Annotated in this window: 11 protein-coding genes; 8 read left to right on the forward strand and 3 right to left on the reverse strand. The window is 54.6% G+C overall.

The window, feature by feature from the left end; translation table 11 throughout:
* The first annotated feature begins 241 nt into the window (after positions 1 to 241).
* Together SH528x_RS31215 and SH528x_RS31220 are read left to right on the forward strand one after the other, a co-directional pair.
* Positions 242 to 4,000 carry a DUF1553 domain-containing protein gene (locus SH528x_RS31215; RefSeq protein ID WP_442507330.1) on the forward strand — a complete coding sequence of 1,253 codons (3,759 nt, stop codon included), beginning with the start codon at positions 242 to 244 and terminating at the stop codon, positions 3,998 to 4,000.
* A 105-nt stretch (positions 4,001 to 4,105) separates the two neighbouring features.
* Complete coding sequence (locus SH528x_RS31220; protein ID WP_442512214.1) at positions 4,106 to 5,392, forward strand: DUF1501 domain-containing protein; 1,287 nt, start codon at positions 4,106 to 4,108, stop codon at positions 5,390 to 5,392.
* Positions 5,393 to 5,582: 190 nt separating this feature from the next.
* On the opposite strand, the gene SH528x_RS31225 is transcribed toward SH528x_RS31220, so the two are convergent.
* Both SH528x_RS31225 and SH528x_RS31230 read right to left on the reverse strand, forming a co-directional pair.
* A complete protein-coding gene (locus SH528x_RS31225; protein ID WP_442507331.1) occupies positions 5,583 to 6,560 on the reverse strand; it encodes a DUF502 domain-containing protein in 978 nt (325 codons plus the stop codon).
* A gap of 106 nt (positions 6,561 to 6,666) precedes the next feature.
* Entirely contained in the window at positions 6,667 to 7,557 is an 891-nt protein-coding gene (locus SH528x_RS31230; protein ID WP_442507332.1) for a ComF family protein, read from the reverse strand.
* 253 nt (positions 7,558 to 7,810) lie between these two features.
* Here SH528x_RS31230 and SH528x_RS31235 point away from each other — a divergent pair, with 253 nt between their 5' ends.
* The 3 genes from SH528x_RS31235 to SH528x_RS31245 all read left to right on the forward strand — a co-directional run bounded on the left by SH528x_RS31235 (position 7,811) and on the right by SH528x_RS31245 (position 10,409).
* Positions 7,811 to 8,122, forward strand: coding sequence for a hypothetical protein (locus SH528x_RS31235; protein WP_442507333.1), 312 nt, complete (start codon positions 7,811 to 7,813; stop codon positions 8,120 to 8,122).
* Between the two features lie 368 nt (positions 8,123 to 8,490).
* Positions 8,491 to 9,090 carry an RNA polymerase sigma factor gene (locus tag SH528x_RS31240; protein WP_442507334.1) on the forward strand — a complete coding sequence of 200 codons (600 nt, stop codon included), beginning with the start codon at positions 8,491 to 8,493 and terminating at the stop codon, positions 9,088 to 9,090.
* A gap of 299 nt (positions 9,091 to 9,389) precedes the next feature.
* On the forward strand, positions 9,390 to 10,409 hold the full coding sequence (locus tag SH528x_RS31245; RefSeq protein ID WP_442507335.1) for a DUF1559 family PulG-like putative transporter: 1,020 nt from the start codon (positions 9,390 to 9,392) through the stop codon (positions 10,407 to 10,409).
* Positions 10,410 to 10,514: 105 nt separating this feature from the next.
* Here the strand turns inward: SH528x_RS31245 and SH528x_RS31250 are convergent, their stop codons facing one another.
* Positions 10,515 to 11,858 carry an outer membrane protein assembly factor BamB family protein gene (locus SH528x_RS31250; protein WP_442507336.1) on the reverse strand — a complete coding sequence of 448 codons (1,344 nt, stop codon included), beginning with the start codon at positions 11,856 to 11,858 and terminating at the stop codon, positions 10,515 to 10,517.
* Positions 11,859 to 12,170: 312 nt separating this feature from the next.
* Here SH528x_RS31250 and SH528x_RS31255 point away from each other — a divergent pair, with 312 nt between their 5' ends.
* From SH528x_RS31255 to SH528x_RS31265, 3 genes are read left to right on the forward strand one after another with little or no spacing between them, the layout of a single operon-like run.
* Positions 12,171 to 15,176 (forward strand): tetratricopeptide repeat protein, encoded by a 3,006-nt coding sequence (locus tag SH528x_RS31255; protein WP_442507337.1) that lies wholly within the window; start codon positions 12,171 to 12,173, stop codon positions 15,174 to 15,176.
* Positions 15,173 to 17,218 (forward strand): PAS domain-containing sensor histidine kinase, encoded by a 2,046-nt coding sequence (locus tag SH528x_RS31260; RefSeq protein WP_442507338.1) that lies wholly within the window; start codon positions 15,173 to 15,175, stop codon positions 17,216 to 17,218. The genes SH528x_RS31255 and SH528x_RS31260 overlap by 4 nt, the downstream gene beginning before the upstream one ends.
* 24 nt (positions 17,219 to 17,242) lie before the next feature.
* Positions 17,243 to 17,674 carry a response regulator gene (locus SH528x_RS31265; protein ID WP_442507339.1) on the forward strand — a complete coding sequence of 144 codons (432 nt, stop codon included), beginning with the start codon at positions 17,243 to 17,245 and terminating at the stop codon, positions 17,672 to 17,674.
* Positions 17,675 to 17,681 lie beyond the last annotated feature (7 nt).

The following is a 17,681-nucleotide window of genomic DNA, read 5'->3' on the forward strand; positions in this document are numbered from 1 at the left end:
TCAAGCTTTTTTGCATCAATTTCGACTTTTGTGCTCGGCCCCTCTTGAACGGATTTGCGAATTACCCTCCGTGTGGTTTATGATACTTGCGGAGCTTCTGCGCCCTAACATGATCTTTAATGCCGCCTCGGCAGATCTTATTCCCGCCTACCTGTCTTCCTTCGTTCACCGTCGTTTTTGGACCTCAGTTGAGTGGATCAAAAATCGGATGACTGCGAACGTGATTCTCGGAGTCTTCTTGATGCATTGGAAATCCGTTTTGAAAATTCCCGTTGCGCGGCTGTGTCTCGTGCTGTGGGCGATTGGTGGATTGAGCACGATTGCTGATGCGAAGGAGCTTTCAGAAACCGCTCGCTGGGATTTTGGCAGCGAGGAAACTTCGAATCTGCAGTCCTACGGCAGCGTGTATCGCGATCAATTGGGGCCCCGTCCACCGCAATACCCCGATTTTGATCCGTCCAATCTGTCGGTTCGATTTGACGGCAGCGGCTCTCGCTATTTCTTTCCCGACTCGGGTGATGAGAGCGAATTTGATTTTGACAATGGCGACGAGATCACCTTGGAAGCCTGTGTCAAAGTCGGTGCGATCAGCAGCAACCAAAACGTGTACGTGATCGGCAAAGGACGGACCAACGCTAAAGGGTTTGCTCCGGACAATCAAAATTGGGCATTGCGACTGCGTGAGCTGAACGGAAAAGTCTGCATCAGTTTTCTGTTTGCGACTCCGCGTCAACCCGGTAAAGCCACCGGTGCACACTGGCATCGCTGGACCTCGATCGAGGGTCTGAAACCGGCCAACGGATGGCATTCGATCGCAGTGTCGTACCGCTTTGGTGATCCCAGCAGCATCCGTGGCTGGATCGACGGAAAGCCGAGCAAGGGCGGATGGGACATGGGCGGCGAAACCAAACAGCCTCCTGTCGTCGATAACGACGCGATTTGGATAGGTTCGTCGATCGGCGGCAGCCCGGGAAACAGTTTTCGTGGCTGGCTCGATTTTGTGGGTATTTATCGAGGCATGTTAACCGACAAAGAGATGGCCAAGCGGTTTCGCACTACACCCCGTGAACCGGTGGTTGCAACCGAGCCCAGGATAGAAACGGTTCCTGGAAAAGTGACCGTAGCGTTCGATGAGTCACCCGATTCTCATCGCGATTGGCCGGACAATTCGTTTGTCGATCCTGTCTTTGCCACTGGCTCGCGACCGACCGTTCCGAATTGGGAGGCCGAACAATTTTTGATTCCCCGATTGCCCTACCGCTATGACACATGGGGCATTCGCGACACGTGGAAGAGTGCCGTGTTGGTACGTGCGGCAGCCGATGTGCACTTTGCCGCTGGCAAAAGCCGCATGCTGATTCGTGCTCGCGGGCTAAGCCGACTGTGGATCGACGGTGATGTCGTTGCCAAACTTGGACCGATGAGCGGATCGACCGATGGTCATCAGCCTGTCGATCCGCTTCCCGATCCACCGGCCCCAGAGATGCGAATCGTCGGTTACGGATTAAGTGAAACGTTTGGCGAAGTGGAATTCGAGAAACCGACAACGGTTCGCGTGGTATTTGAAACGTTAGTGGGTGGCCCTTCGTTTCGAGCGGAACCGGGGGAAACGATGGTCGCGGTTCAGCCGCCGGGTACGGAGCACTTCGAATTGCTGCGTCCGGCACGCAATGCGGCCGACACTGAAAACAATTTGGGCGATGCCGTACTGACGGACAAAAACGTGTTGGCGCAGATCGCCAAAACCGAGGCTTCGCTGCAGCAATTTGACGACATCGTTCGGCGGCAAATGGCCAGCAGCCAAGATGGATATTGGGAGCAACGCCATCAGTTCGGTCGCAATCACGTCGTCCCTCGCAGCCAGAGGGAATCCCCTTCCATTGATCACTTCTTGGCAGCGAAAATTTCGCGAGCAAAATCAACTCAGCAATCGCCTCGCATTGATACAACGGACGGTCATGGATCGATCGACTTTCAAAAAGAGGTGCTTCCGATCCTCCGAGAAAACTGTTTCCGGTGTCACGGAGAAACCGACGAAGGTGGCTTCAAGCTAGACAGCCGAGCGTCGTTGTTGTCCGGCGGTGACTCGGGCGAGCCCGCGATCGTTGTCGGTGATCCTCATGCGAGCCCATTGATCGCTCGTTTGATCACGGACGACGAGGGCGAACGCATGCCACCGTCGAAACCGCTGGCGAAACACGACATCGATTTGTTGACAAAATGGGTCTCACTCGGTGCCCGCTGGGACGAAACGATTGATCCCGCGGCGCTGCTTGTTGGCAAGCCGATCGAAGACGAAACGTTCTTGCGACGCGTTTATCTCGATACGATAGGGACTCCACCGACCGAAGCCGAATCGCGAACCTTTTTTGCCGACAACGATACGGATAAACGCTCGCGAGTGATTGACCAATTGCTCCGCGATCCACGATGGGCCGATCACTGGATTAGCTACTGGCAAGATGTGTTGGGTGAGAACCCGAATCTATTAAAGCCATCGCTCAATAACACGGGCCCCTTTCGTTGGTACTTGTACGAGGCGCTGCGTGACAACAAACCGATTGACCGGATGGTCACTGAATTAGTGATGTTACGAGGCAGCCAGCGTGAGGGAGGAACTGCGGGTTTTGGAATGGCCGCAGAAAACGACGCTCCATTGGCATCGCGCAGCATCATCATGGCATCCGCGTTCATGGGAATGAACTTGCAATGTGCTCGTTGTCACGACTCGCCCTACCATGACACGACCCAGCGTGATCTGTTTTCGCTCGCCGCGATGATGTCGCGAGGCAAAGTGACGGTGCCTGCTACCAGCACGGTTGCGCCGGGCTTCTTTGAAAAGAACTCGGGCCGAGAATCGTTGATCAAAGTCACGCTGAAGCCAGGAGAGCCTGTTGTTCCCGAGTGGCCGTTTGATCGATTCGTCGATGTGGCAGCCACGCCCGATGATTTGGTTCAAAACCCGTCGGACACGCGAGAGCGGTTGGCGGTCGCCATCACCTCGCCGATGAACCAGCGGTTCGCCGGCGTGATCGTGAATCGACTTTGGAAGCGACTGATCGGGGCCGGCATCGTCGAACCTGTCGATGACTGGGACTCCACGACGCCGAGCCATCCCCAGATGCTCGGCTGGTTGGCTGATGAGTTGGTGCGAAACGACTACGACATGAAGTATGTCGTTCGCTTGATATTGAACTCGGACCTGTATCAACGCCAAGCGGTTGGAAACAACCGAATGGCTGAACCGAAACATCGCTTCTTTGCGTCGCCCGATCGACGCCGTTTAACGGCCGAGCAGGTGGTCGATTCGATGGTCGCGTGCTCAGGACGTCCGATGGACGTCGAGGAATTATCGTTTGATCCCGAGGCCAGGCGTCCCGCGACGACGATGGTCAGCATGGGCACACCGCGGCGTGCTTGGATGTTCGCGACGCTGTCGAATGAACGAGACCGACCAAGTTTGGCGTTCCCCCGAGCGACGGCAGTCGTCGATGTGCTCGAAGCTTTTGGATGGACCGGGTCTCGCCAATCGGCAATCAGCGAACGGGACGTCGAGCCGAATGTGTTGCAACCCGGCGCGATTGCCAACGGCGTGTTTGCCTCTTGGACCGCTTCCGCAACCGACGCCAGCGAGTTGGCGGATCTGGCGGTGACGACGCAAAGTCCGCAAACGCTGATCGAATCGATCTACTTGCGTTTTCTGACGCGAATGCCGACGGCGGCGGAACGTGAAGCGTTCGAGCCGGTGCTGGCCGCTGGATTTGATTCGCGATTGGTTCCTGCGAATGAAATTAGTGAGCCGGTCTACCCGCCAATGTTGGGGCGGGTTTCGTGGTCCAATCATTTAGCGGCGAAAGCCAACAGCATTAAAATGGAATTAGAGCAACGAGCACTCCAAGGCGATCCGCCGGACCCTCGACTGGTTCCCGCTTGGCGTGAGCGGTACGAGGACGTGGTGTGGTCCGTGTTCAATTCGCCCGAGTTTGTTTGGATCCCGTAAAGTTTTGAGCCGTCGGCATCGACTCCGATGACAGGCTAGGAAGCCTATCCCACGTCGGCTGGAAGCCTATCTCCCATTTGAAAAACGACCATGACAATCGATCGCATGAAACTGAATCGCCGTAACGCAATCTCGCTGGCTGCGGGCGCCGCTTGTTTGCCAGCTTTGTCGGCGTACGGCAGAGAGCAAACATCGCCGATGCCACTTGGCAAAGCGGAGCATGTGATCTCGATCTGGCTGGGTGGCGGGATGGGGCAAATCGATACCTTTGATCCCAAACGTCGTGGAGATCCAAAAACGAAAAAGCCTGGTTCCTACTACGACGCAATTCCGACCGCGGTCCAGGGCGTCGAGGTCTGTGAACATTTGCCGATGCTGGCACCGTTGATGGACCGCGTCACTGCGGTTCGCACGGTCCACCACGATGTGATCGATGAACATGCCGCCGCGTCCAACCGCATGCATACCGGACGACCGGTCACGGGGACGGTGGTCTATCCGTCACTTGGTTCGATTGTGGCGAATCAATTAGGGGCCGTCAGCGACGATGCACCGCCGTACGTACTGGTCGGTTATCCGAACGTTTCTCGAGGCCCAGGATTCTTGGGCGCATCGAGTGGCTACTTGTACTTGACCGATACATCCAAAGGCCCTTCGGGGTTGTCGCATCCCTACGGCATTGAATCGGATCGCCAATCGCGACGCGAGCAGTTTCTAGCGACCACTCGCGATGCCGCTCGACAACGTTTTGCTGGCGACAAGAAGCTCCGGGACTATGACGACGCGCTGTCGCAAACGTTGAAGCTAAGCGGCCCCGAGTTCAATCGCGTGTTCAAGTTGGATGAGGAATCGGACGAACTGCGCAATCGTTATGGCGGCGAGTTTGGTCAGCGATGTTTGTTGGCACGTCGCCTAGTCGAACGAGGAGTGCGTTTCATCGAAGTCTCGCACAACTTGAACTTCGTGAACGGAACAGGCTGGGATGTCCATAACGCTGGGATTGTGAACCAGCACCAATTGATCCAAGATTTGGATGTGGCGATGGCGACGCTGATCCACGATTTAGAAGCTCGCAAGATGCTCGATAAAACGCTGATTGTGATCACCAGCGAGTTTGGTCGTCCGCCTCAATTTGATGGCGGCGGCGGACGAGGACATCAAGGCAAAACGTTCACCTGTGTATTGGCAGGTGGCGGTTTAAATCACTGCGGTGCCTACGGCGAAAGCGACGAACTGTCGCAATCGATCGTCAAGGATCCCGTCAGCGTGCCCGACTTTTTCGCGACGATCCACGCGTCGCTGGGGATCGACCCGAGCAAATATCTGTACGATGGCGACCGCCCCGTGCCGATCACCGACAATGGGATTCCGATCGCCAAGTTATTTGCTTAAGCCCGCGGCTATCGCCGTCGGCTCAGGTCATTATGTGGAGTGTCTTATATAACCTGCTTAGCTGTCGCATATTAAAACGCTGACAGAGCGTAGGGCCGGTTCCTACCGGCCGATTCCATTTCCTACCGGCCGACTTCATCGAGCCGTCAAGGACGGCCGGTGAGAACCGGCGCTACTCGAAACGGGATCTTTATTTTCGCTCTTGAGTGATCGCGGCGGGCTTGATCACGGCAGCGGCTCGTGCCGCAACCGGCACATCGTAACGCTGTTGCGGTGGTACAACGACGCCGCAGCTGACGACGAACTGGATTGCTTCGTCGATGGTCAGATCCAAGTCGATCGCTTCGCTGCGTCTGACAGTCACGGTAAATCCCGTCATCGGCATCGGACTGGTCGGCATCAACACGCTGAGCATCGGCTCGCCGGTGGCCAACGAGATCTCTTTCATGCTGTTGCCGGTGACAAACCCGAGCGACCAGACGCCTTGCCGCGGATACTCGATCGCCACCACGCGATTGAACTCGATCTCGCGTTCGCTGAAGGCAAAATCGGTGACTTGTTTTACGCTGCCGTAGACTTTGTTGACGATCGGGATTCGCAAGATCGCAGCATCGAACGAGCGTACAAACCAATGCCCCAGCCCGAACGTGAACAACCGTCCGACAAAGTACAGCACCGTGAGAAAGACGATCAGGAACACAGGGACCACGACCGAGCGTGGCATATATACGATTTCGACGTAGCGGTGCCAAAATGCATTCGCGCTGGCTGGGGCCGCCGTGTACGGTCCAAAACGATCGGCATTTTCGTTGACCACCTTAACGACGTACTCTGGCAAAAAGCGTCGACCGGTGGGATCGGGGACATAACGTTCGTTTTTGTACGAAAATCCATCCAGCCGTCGGGCCCCGGTCGCCGTTGCTCCCTTGGGCACCTGAGAAAACGTTTTGCTGTGACTGACGCCTTTAACAATCGCGGATCGAATGCTCGATTCAATTGGCCCCAGGACGTAGCTTTCGATCGTGCTCCATGCCCAAATGAGTACCGCAATCGTCAACAACGGAGGAAGCACGACGCCCAGTCCACGAAGGACGGCGCGGCGGAATCCTCCCGCACGAGTCGGCTTGAACGTTTCGATGGTTTCCGATTCAGAATGAGTGGGTTGCATGCGTGTCGATAGTTATGGGTACCGACGTGACCGTCGGGAATGGTTAAATGGGACGTAACTTAACTTGCGGCTACCACGAACGGAACTCGCAGCACGGCGAGAGTCATCACCCCGCTCGGACGGCCCGGGCCACAACCCCGATCGTCACTTTGGGGGCTCCGGCCCGACGCAGCACTCCGGCTACCTCGTTGGACGTGGCTCCGGTGGTGAAAACATCATCGACCAATAAAATATGCTGATTCGTCAAATCTGGCGACCGGAGCACAGCATATCGTTTTCGGATTTCGAACGCATCACGAACATTGTGAAGACGATCTTCATTTTCCAGCCAGGCTTGTTTTGCGATCCGGCGGGATGCTCGCAGCAGCGGAACACAAGGAATACCAAGTGTCGAAGCGGCGGCTGTAGCGATCGTGCGAACCCCAATGCCGCCCCGTGACCATTGGCGGGTGAAGTAGGAGGGGACAAAGGTGACCAACGTCGGGAGATCGCCAGCAAGTTGCTCCGCCAGCACGCTGCCGAGTCGCCGTCCGAGCGCGTCGGCCAGCGGAGATTGGCTGACGTATTTGGCCGCAACCACAGCGTCACAAACGAGATCGTGGTAACGCCACATCGCAACGACGCGTTCAAAATGGAACGTTTTTTCCTTGCATTGTGGACATTGCTCGATGGCGAAGTCCCCGGTGCCGGGTTCGTCGATTCGAGGCTCCCCTGCTGCGAATCCTGGGTTTTCCAGCGAGGCAAGCCGCATTTCTTGGCGGCCCAGTGGGAATGCACAGCGATGGCAGCCGCGCCTCATTTCGGTTTCAGTCGCCGTCAAAGCGATCCGACAAGATTGGCAAAAATCGTCGTGCGAATGGACTAAACGGCTACACAGCCGACATGCGGGGGGGAAGGCAAGATCAAGGATCGCATTTTTTGCGGAAACAGCTCCTGAGCGAACGACGCCGCCCGCCATACGGAATTTTGTGATCGTTCCGGCTAGCAACGTGGACATTTGTCCCCACCAAAAGTTTTTTAGAAAAACCAGACTTTTCGATTTTAACCGTGAACCTGCAGTCGATGTTGATGTCTAAGTCATCGTTACCACGGACAAGCTCCGTGCCGCTGGAGGATTTCTAACTGGATTTCCTCCCGTGGTGAGGGTATTGTTCACCTAGGTAACGGTCAGCAGAGAGTTCTGCTGGCAAGTTGTTCTGTTTTTTTCCTTTGCTCCGCCGCCGCACCCTCAAGGTGCCGGGAGGATTCAAATGCGTATTCAATCGATCACAGCAATCGTCACACGTTTCTTCGTCGTCAACGAAGTCCGTGAGATCCGTAGCGCCGTATCGACCGTCGTCGCATTTGCCCTCCATTCATGGCTAGGACGGATGCTTCTGGGGATGCCGTGTTACGCCGGTACGCGTCGGTTGACGGCCACACCAACGTTACGGCTGAGTGATCTCAGTCAAGACGACTTGATGTGGTTCGCCTCCAAACGCGGACTTAAACCCGGTAATCCGCTGTGCCACATGCAAGTGGCCATAGCGGCGGATTATCCAGCCGGTATTGGCAGAGGCTAAAGCCCTCTCTCCGTACCCGGTCAGCGCCCCGAAATGCCCACGGCCATGCCGTTGTCATCAGAGGTTCGAGACCGCCAAAGCTGGTAACACCTCCGCGAGGTTTCGCGAGTCGTCACTTTCATTGACATGAATTTGATCGATTCACGAAGCGATCCGGCGATTGTTTCCCTCGTTTGACTAAGGAAATTTGAGCGTCTTCGTTCTGTTCTTTGATCAAACGCCCCAGAACCGAATCAAACCTTGGCTTTGCTGCACTTTGGTGCGTGGACATTTCCACACCAAAGTTGTCGCCCAGCCACAACCACCTTTCCTCTGCGATGGCATAACATCGCTGCCGTGCGTGGTTGATTTTCGGAAGGACCGAAAACATGAACATCACTGAAAACAGCTTCCTTGACGTAAAGACCAACCTTAGCACCGCTACGGTTGCCGAACTGGTTTTGGCCGTACAAGACGGTGACCAAGATGCATTTGGCGAATTGTTCGAGCGATACCGAGGCGGAATCGTCGCACTCGCAATGCGACGCGTTCGCAACGCCGACGAAGCCGAGGAACTTGCACAGGACGTCTTCATCCAAGCGATGCAGAAGATCAACCAATTGCGAGTGCCCGAGGCCTTTGGTGGCTGGTTGCGCCAAATCGTGCACCGCATGGCGATCAACCGCATGACGCGAAACCGAACCGCAATCGCTTGTGATCCGGAAACGCTCGAAGCGACTTGCTTCGCTGTTGGGACTCCCGATTCGTTTGCCGAAGATCGCGAGCAAGCTGCTGCGGTTCGCGACAGCATCGATCGTTTGGGTGATTTGGATCGTCAAACACTGAAGGCGTTTTACTTGCACAGCAAGTCGTTGATCGAAATGAGCAACGAATTTGACGCTCCCGTGGGAACGATCAAGCGTCGTTTGCACGTCGCTCGAAAGCGATTGCAGAAGGAAATGGAAGACGGAGTGCTGCAAGCCGTCTAGCCGTCTAGCGGCCGGAGTCACGAGCAAGTGATTCCGGCCGTTTTTTTTGCGATGATCGGCCTTGAAATAGAGGGCCTTTCCTCTCCCTTTGCGCTAACAAAGCGGAGATTTTGGCGACAAACACGCTGTTTTTCCGCCGTCCTGTAATCGTTCCGACCAGCATTTTCAGCCAATTCTTTTTCGCTTTAGTGGTTGCGAATAATCAGGCCAACAACTAAATTCCTTCTTGTTGCGACTGATTCTCAATACCAACTCACCGGCATTCGCTAACGAATAGCCACCCATCCGGAGAAATTGATATGGCCAAAAGTGCACGACGTCACTTTGGATTTACGCTTGTCGAATTGCTGGTCGTGATCGCGATCATCGGCGTTTTAGTGGGACTTTTGTTACCTGCAGTCCAAGCCGCTCGCGAAGCCGCTCGTCGAATGAGCTGCAGCAATAACCTGAAGCAGATTGGTTTGGCGGTTCACAACTATGAATCGGCCACCAAATCGCTGCCTGCAGCTTGGTCCCCCTCGGCGATGACCGGCAGCGGATGGTCGGCGCAAGCTCGATTGCTGCCCTACATCGAAGCCGTTGCGTTGGCATCGGCAATCGATTTTTCCGATGGCTACGGAGCTGCCACGATCAATGTGGATGGCGAAGACGTGCTGATTGCAAGTTATCGCGTTCCAACCTACCTGTGTCCGAGCGAAACCAATGACACTCAGCGGCTAGGTGATGATGGCCCCGAAAATTACCCCTTGAGCTACGGCTATAACGCCGGAGTGTGGTTTGTCTACGATGCCAACGATGGCAAGATTGGCGACGGGGTTTTGGGTGCCAATCGCTACTTGAAATTCCGAGATTGCTTGGATGGCTTGAGCAACACGTTGGCGTTTTCCGAAGTGAAGGCTTGGACTCCCTACTTCCGCGACCTTTCCCAGACCGGAAATCTAGCCAAGCCAACGCTTGATACCGATATCTGTGCACTTGGAGGATCGTTCAAAACCAATACGGGGCACACCGAATGGGTCGACGGACGCGTTCACCAAAGTGGATTTACCACGACGTTTTCGCCCAACAAGAAAGTGCTTTGCACCGTAAGTGGGATCGAGTACGACGTGGACTTCAACAACTTTCGCGAAGGCAAAACGGCGACCACGACGCCAATTCCACGGACTTACGCTGCAGTCACCTCGCGAAGCTTTCACGTTGGTGGCGTCAACACATGCTTGATGGATGGCTCGGTGCGATTTGTGACCGATTCGATCGAGCTCGATCTCTGGCAAGGCTTGTCGACTCGAGCGGGTCACGAAGTGATTTCGGCACCTTAGAACGACACCGTGACATCGTGAATCAATAAAAAACGCCCCGAGGATGAATTCCTCGGGGCGTTTTTTTATAGATGCAGAGTTTTTATAGATGCAGAGTAAAACTCGCTACTTGGAATTTCCCGATACACGGTACAGATAGTCGTGCGTGCGGATCAGCAGCGAATTGCCTGCTGGCACGGGACTGGCGACGGTAAAGGGCTCGTTGTCACCGAGTTCATTGGTCGCGACGAGCGCGGGATTCTCGGCATCCAATGGGCCAATGACATAGGTCACCGCGTCTTCTTGCGTGACGTAGAGGTGATTGCCGGCAACCAGCGGTGAACTGCTGAAACCTTGTCGCGACTTGGGCAGTTGGACTTGCCATTTGGCTTTTCCGGTTTCGATATCCAGGCAGCTGATTTGGCCGCGGTTGGCTTTGCCATCTCCAACGAGGTAGACATTGCCGTTCTGGGCTGCGGGAGTGGGGACGTCGCTGCCAAGATCATCCCGGAACCAGATGATTGATTCATCGCCTTTGCCTGCGGCCAGCATTTTCATATTGACGGTGGTCAGCGTCGCACCGCGAGCGTAGGGACAGACGATGATTTCGCCCAAAGCAACCGGCGACGAGATCGAGCGAAAGAACTTTTCGCCAGCGGGATTGAACCCGCCCAAAATTCCGACTTGCTTTCCATTCTTGGCGTTGTGAAGCGTCAAGTGGTCGGCGCCCATCACGGCGATCATCGCTTTGCCATCGACGGTGACGTTCAGCGGAGTGGCATAGCTTTGAGCCGCTTCCTCGGGTGCATCGAGCATCCGCTCCGTCCGCCAAAGCTCGTCGCCCGTCGTTTTATCAATCGCGACTACATAGCTGGGGCCACTTTGCATGACGGCGATCACGATCGCATTGTCAGTCAACAGCGGTGAGGTGCCCAAGTCCCACCAGAGCGTATCTTCGCCATACTTTTCTTGCAGATTCAGTTCCCATTTCACGTTGCCGTCGGTGTCAACACAGGCAAGATCTCCACTGCGAAAATAGGCATACACGTTTTTGCCATCGGTCACTGCGGACGGGTTACTACCGCTGCCTTTGCGATGTTTGTTTCCGCGATCGGTTCCTAGCTCAACGGTCCAGTCGGTTTCGCCGTTCTTCAGGTTGACTGCGGCTAGGTGATTTTTGTTGTCAGCACCATAGGTCAGAAAGGCGTTCGGCCCAACGATGACGGGGGTGCTGCCCCCTGATCCAGGCAATTTGACTTTCCAATCCACTCCCGCTTCCTCGCTCCACTGGGTCGGGAAGTGATCCCCCGAAGCGACGCCGTTTTGAGCTTCGCCACGCCATTGGGGCCATAATTCGTCGGCTGCACAGGCCGGACCGGTACCCAAACCGAGGGAGCCGATCGCGGCGAAACCACAGCCGATCAGCGACGCCGCCGTGAAGCTGCGGCAAAGGAGAGAAAGCTTACGCATAGGAAATTTCACTCTAAAATGGGGGAGGTGGGAATGGCGGATGACGAGCAGTCCGACGCAAAAAGGTGTTTCTTCGTGCTTGTCTGCGAAATAACAGACGGTGGGCGAGTCTTCGTTCCTACAAGATACGAAAAGAACAAGCAGGAAACAGGGTGACAAAAATCCTTTGATTCAGCCAAAAACACTTAGAATACCACTCAGTGACGCCTTGGCTTGGGTAAAATTTTAACCACATCGGATCATTACGTGTCGAGCCATAGGCTGCGTATTCAGCCACGGATCCTCTTTCATCTAAAATAGACGCGTCCCTTCATGACTCCAACAACCGGCGGTCAATCGTTGCTGTATCGAAACGTTGCTAACGAATCCAGGATGAATGGTGCGCATCGGCATGGTTCGGCACTGGATTCGAAACAACCTCTTGAATGTTCTGGTCATGCAACCCGCGAAATGCGTCGGGGGACGAACCGTCTTTCGATCCTGCTAGTGCTGATCTGCGTTTTTGGGATTTCGGTACCGCTTGACGCTGGGCCTCGCGAAGACGGGCCTCGCGAGGTTGGCAATTCGGCGATCGATCAAACGCCATCCGAGCCCGCCGACGCTATTTCGATCGAGCAGTTGTCGGACAACAATTATTCGCGACGCCAAGCAGCTACGATGCAGATGTGGCGTTTGCGTGAATCGTCACGGCAAGCAGTTCAGGACGCCGCGCGGCACCCGGATCCAGAAGTCGCCGATCGTGCGAACTGGATTTTACGGCAATGGCGACGCGGGGCCTTGCCCGAGACGCCACCGGAATTGGCCCGATTGCTGCAACAAAACGATGATCCGTCGGTGTTGGAAGAACTGCTCGAAGTCGGTCAATTCGGCGCCGTCGTGGTCGCAGTGGAAGAGTCTGCGGGAACCGCCCAACGAACGCTGCTGAACCAACGATTGGCTTCCGCGTTAACCCGCCGCTTTCCCGTCTATGTGCGACGCGCTTATCAAGATGGATTGTTGTTGGATTTGCTCCGTCTCGTCGATCTTGTTGCTGATTCCAAAGAGATGGCGGTTTGTCGCGTTCAGTTAATGCAAGAGCTTGAGATCGACGTTGACGACGAGCATCTATTACCACAGGCGGCTAAGAATTGGACGCCGATTGTCCGAAACGAAGCCGAAGTTGTGGTGCTGGCCGTGCTGGGAAGGATGGATGATGCGATCGCTCGCGCGAGAGAATATGGTGACGAATCGTTGCTACGGATTTGCCAAATGCTAATTGGCGACTGGCAAACCATTGCCAAAGAGACTGCCGTTGCCGCAGCCCAATCCCCTACGAACTCACCCGAACGAAGTCGATTGTGGTGCCAAGCCTTGGTCGCAGCTGACCGAGCCAATGACAATGACATCCGCAAACAAGCGGTGGATGAATTGGTTGGTATACCGATCACAGTGAGTGATGCTTCGGTTGACTTGCGATGGAAAACGTTGGCCAGCCACGGTTTCGTTGACGAAGCGCTCACCGTGTTGACGCGAATCGAAAACATCTACGATGCCGTTAAAAGACCCCGTTCGGATTCCGCCGCTGTAGTCGCGATCGCATCGGCGCGAACCGATCGTGCTTTTGAAATTTTGGATTACCCCTACGAAGAAATCGATACAAATTTGCGAACTTGGATTGCCGAGGCAATCCAAGAGCAAACGCAAGACACGCTCGATGCCAAGACATTGGGAGTCACGCCCCGAGTCGCCCCCAAACTGAATCGCTTGCTGTCGTTGATGCGTTGTTTGTTAGCGGTGGGTCGTGAACAAGACGCGTGGACGATTGCCCGAGACCTAACCGACTCGGGTGCCATCGTCGGCAGTCAACGAATCCGTGACACGGTGCTGATCACATTGCTGGTGACCAATCGTGACGACTGGATCGCCCGCTTGGCTGTGCGGCCCGGCGAGGCAGCATTGACGAGCGAAACGCAGCGAATGTTGGTGGCAGGGCTTTCGGATATCGATTCAAAGACTTGGGAAATGATACTCGAGTCCATTTCGGCCATGATGCCGGCGATCCCATTTGATCAACGTGTGCAGATCGCGTTTGACTTTTGTAGCGGTGAAATCCCCAATGGCTTCGAAAACAATGCGGTTTTTCGGCAACTTTATCAAACATTGACATCCAACCAAGCCTATTTCCCGGCCTCGGGGCAACGTTCGCTTGTCCGGCGAACCGTTCCCCGTCGGTTGAACCTTCAAATCGCGACGTTGTTTTCCCAGCTTGGACAAGCGGAGATTGCAACCGAGATTTTGGCGAACCTTGCGGCCAGCGGTGACATCGCAGCCACATTTTCCATGGCCGAGCGTGAACTGGATTTAGGACGCGCCGAAAGTGCCTCGGCAGGATTCGATCGCGTTTGGAAATCGGTAGCTGCGACACCACGCCCCTCGGTTTCCGCCGCAACGGTACGGTACATTCGTCAAGACCCTGAGCAGATCCATTTTGCTGCTAAAGCTACGGTGGCTCAGTGGATTTTGGCGAGACGCCAAGGCCATGCAACCCAAGCCGCCAGTCTGCAACAGCAACTGAGATTGATGCTGTGTTCACCCGCCATGGAAGTTCGCAGCGAGTTGCTTGAGTATTTGGGCGATCGAGGTGAAAAGGAGATCACACTGCAAGCGTATCGGCGGTTGCTGCCAATGGCGGCGTTTGGTTCCGAGGGAGCGACGGAGCTTTACGACGTCGCCCGCAATTACTCTTCTATCGTTCGCGAAGCGGATCCCATCGACGCAGCAAAATGGTTTGATTTAGCGATTGGCGGTACTTTGGAAACGACCTTCTTTCGCTCAGTTGCCTATATCTCGCTGCCGGTTTTTGTCCGCCGTTGGCAACTCGAAGGCGCCATCGAAAACGGCGACGAACTGCAGGTCAAACGCCATCTCGATCGCATTTATGAATTGGACCCGCTCGACATTGATGTTGCCGAGCGGTTGCTTCCAAAAATGCGTGCCAAGGGAATGGACAAGATCGCAGACACTTCGTTCTACCGCGTTTGGGAGGCCGGGCTTGCTTACATTGCCGCGTATCCGTTTGATGCGACCGCAGGTAACAACTTGGCCTGGATCGCTGCAATGAATAAACGAGAGCTCAGCGAAGCATCCCGATTGTCCGAACAAGCGGTCTACTTTGAACCTGAAAGTGCGATTTATCGAGACACGTTGGCGGAGATCCTGTTTCTGCTCGGCCGCGTCGACGAGGCGTTGCAGATTGAGAGCGGCTGTTTACTAGATGATCCAGGTCAGTGGCATTTGCACGAACAGATCGAAAAGTACTCCGAGGCGATGCCTGAATGAGTGAACCTTTGTCCGAGTCAGTGCTCCGCAATGTCCTGTTTGAACAGTCGTCGGATGCTCAGTTTGTTTACAACGAGCAAGGCATTTTGCAGTGCAACCCAGCAATGGCCCAAATGTTGGGAGTGCCCGACTCGAAATCTCTTCTGGGACGCCACCCGAGTGAATTTTCGCCGCAATTCCAATTGGATGGAAAATTGTCGGTCGAAAATCGTCAACAGATTGAAACCCTTGTTCGACAACAAGGAAACCATCGCTTCGAATGGTTATTCGTTCGTGCCGATGGAGAAGAATTCGTATGCGAGGTCACCCTGTCGCGAGTGCAATTGACCTCCGGTGACGCGGTCGTGGGCGTTTGGCGTGAGATAACGGATCGCCGCATTGAACAGGAAAAACTACGGCAAGCACAAACGCGTTTGCAGCACGCACTGCGTGGAGGAAATGTTGGACTTTGGGATTGGGATCTGACGACCGATGAAGTCTTTTACTCTGACCAGTGGCATCGGCAATTAGGAGAAGTTCCCGGCACGCTATCGACATACGTGGATTGGGAATCACGCATTCACGTCGACGATTTGGCTGGGGCGATTCAGCGGGTCAAAACGCTGCTGGCTAGCAACAACGAAGAGTACGAATCGACGTTTCGAATGAAACACTCTTCCGGTGTGTTTCGCTGGATCCTGGCTCGCGGCCAGGTATTTCGTGATGCGAAAGGGCAGCCCACTCGCTTGCTCGGAGTCCACCTGGATGTAACGGATCAAAAAGAACACGAGCAGCGTCTCAGCAACGATCTGTATTTAAGCGAAGTAATGTTGCAGATGCTCGAGTCAACCTTGCGTGTGACGTCACTCGAAGGACTCAGCACGATCGTTTGCCAACAGTCCCGACGATTGTTCGCCGCACATATCGCGGGGATCGATTTATGCCATACGTCTACGGACAAACATGAAGTCCACGGCCGTTCTTATTCTTCGAAATATCAAACCTTTGTTCCTGAGCAATCGGTCGCTGAAGCGGACGATTCGGAGAGCGGGGACGAGCATCCGGACGATATCGCAACGTGCGATTTTCTTCGCTCGCTCGACCAAGGCGTGATGAATTTTTCGCCAGAGCGGTTACAGTCGCATCCAATGGGTTCGAGCTTGTGTCAACCAACGTCACAACGACCTGCATTGCGTGGGATGCTGGTGTGTCGTTTGTATGACGGTGAAGGTCAAGCATTGGGAGCGATTTGGCTGTCGGACAAAGAGACGGGCGATTTTGACCAAGACGATCAATCCATGCTTCGTCAAATTGCTTATATCGTTTCAACGCTGGTCGTTCGTCTGAATGCGCAAGAGGAACTTCGTCATCAGACCGAACTGCTGGACGAAAGCAACGAAGAGTTAAAACAGTTCGCATACGTCGCATCGCACGATTTACAGCAACCGCTACGCGCGATCTCGAATTATGCCGAGTTTATTAACGAAGACTACGGCGACAAATTAGGAGAAGAGGGCAAACGTTATTTGCACCTACAGATTGCCGCAGCGAAACGAATGAAGAAGCTGATTGACGACTTGCTGCAATACTCCAGAGTCAGCCGCGACGACGCAGATTTCACCGAAGTGAACATGGACAATGTGGTCCAAGAGGCGATGCGGTGGTTAGAAGCGACGATCGAAGAAACGGACGCCGAGATTCGCTACGATAAACTGCCCACCGTTCGTGGTGTTGAAACGCGTTTGTCTCAATTGTTGCAAAACCTAATCGGCAATGCGATCAAATATCGTGATCCAGAGCGTCGTCCCGAGATCACGATTTCAGCCACCGAGCAGGCCGATCACTGGTTGTTTGTCGTCGCAGATAACGGGATCGGTATTGATCCAAAATTTCACGGAGAAGTATTCCAGGTGTTTCGGCGCTTGCACGATGGAAGTAGTATCGAAGGAACTGGAATCGGTCTCGCGCTTTGTAAGCGGATCGTACAGCGACATGGTGGCGATATTTGGGTAGAGTCGGCGGAAGGTGAAGGAAGTCGATTCTGTTTTCAAGTCCAAAAGTAACGCTCGTTTTTTTGAACAATCAAGATGATGCATAAGAAAAGTCTGCGGATCCTACTCGTCGAAGATGCCGAGTTCGAGGCCGAGATAACAAAACGAGCTTTGAGTTCGTGTGAATTCGAGAATTCGATGACACGTGTGGCCAGCGGTGAAGAAGCACTCAGCTATCTTCGTCGCGAAGCAGGATTTGAGGATGTGGAAATGCCACATCTGATCCTCTTAGATCTCAATCTTCCGATGATGGGTGGACGCGAGGTGCTCGGCGAGATCCGCAGCGATCCGTCACTAGCCCATCTGTTCGTAATCATCTGTTCGGCGTCCGACGAACCGAGCGAAGTGACCAAGGCGTACCAGGCCACTGCAAACGCCTACATCACCAAACCGCTGGGACTTGTTCCGCTTAGAGAAATGATGAACAAGGTCGGCGATTTCTTGCTAAACGTCGTCAAGATTCCTTAGGAACCTT

The organism is Novipirellula methanifontis (assembly GCF_052161655.1).
GTDB lineage: Bacteria > Planctomycetota > Planctomycetia > Pirellulales > Pirellulaceae > Novipirellula.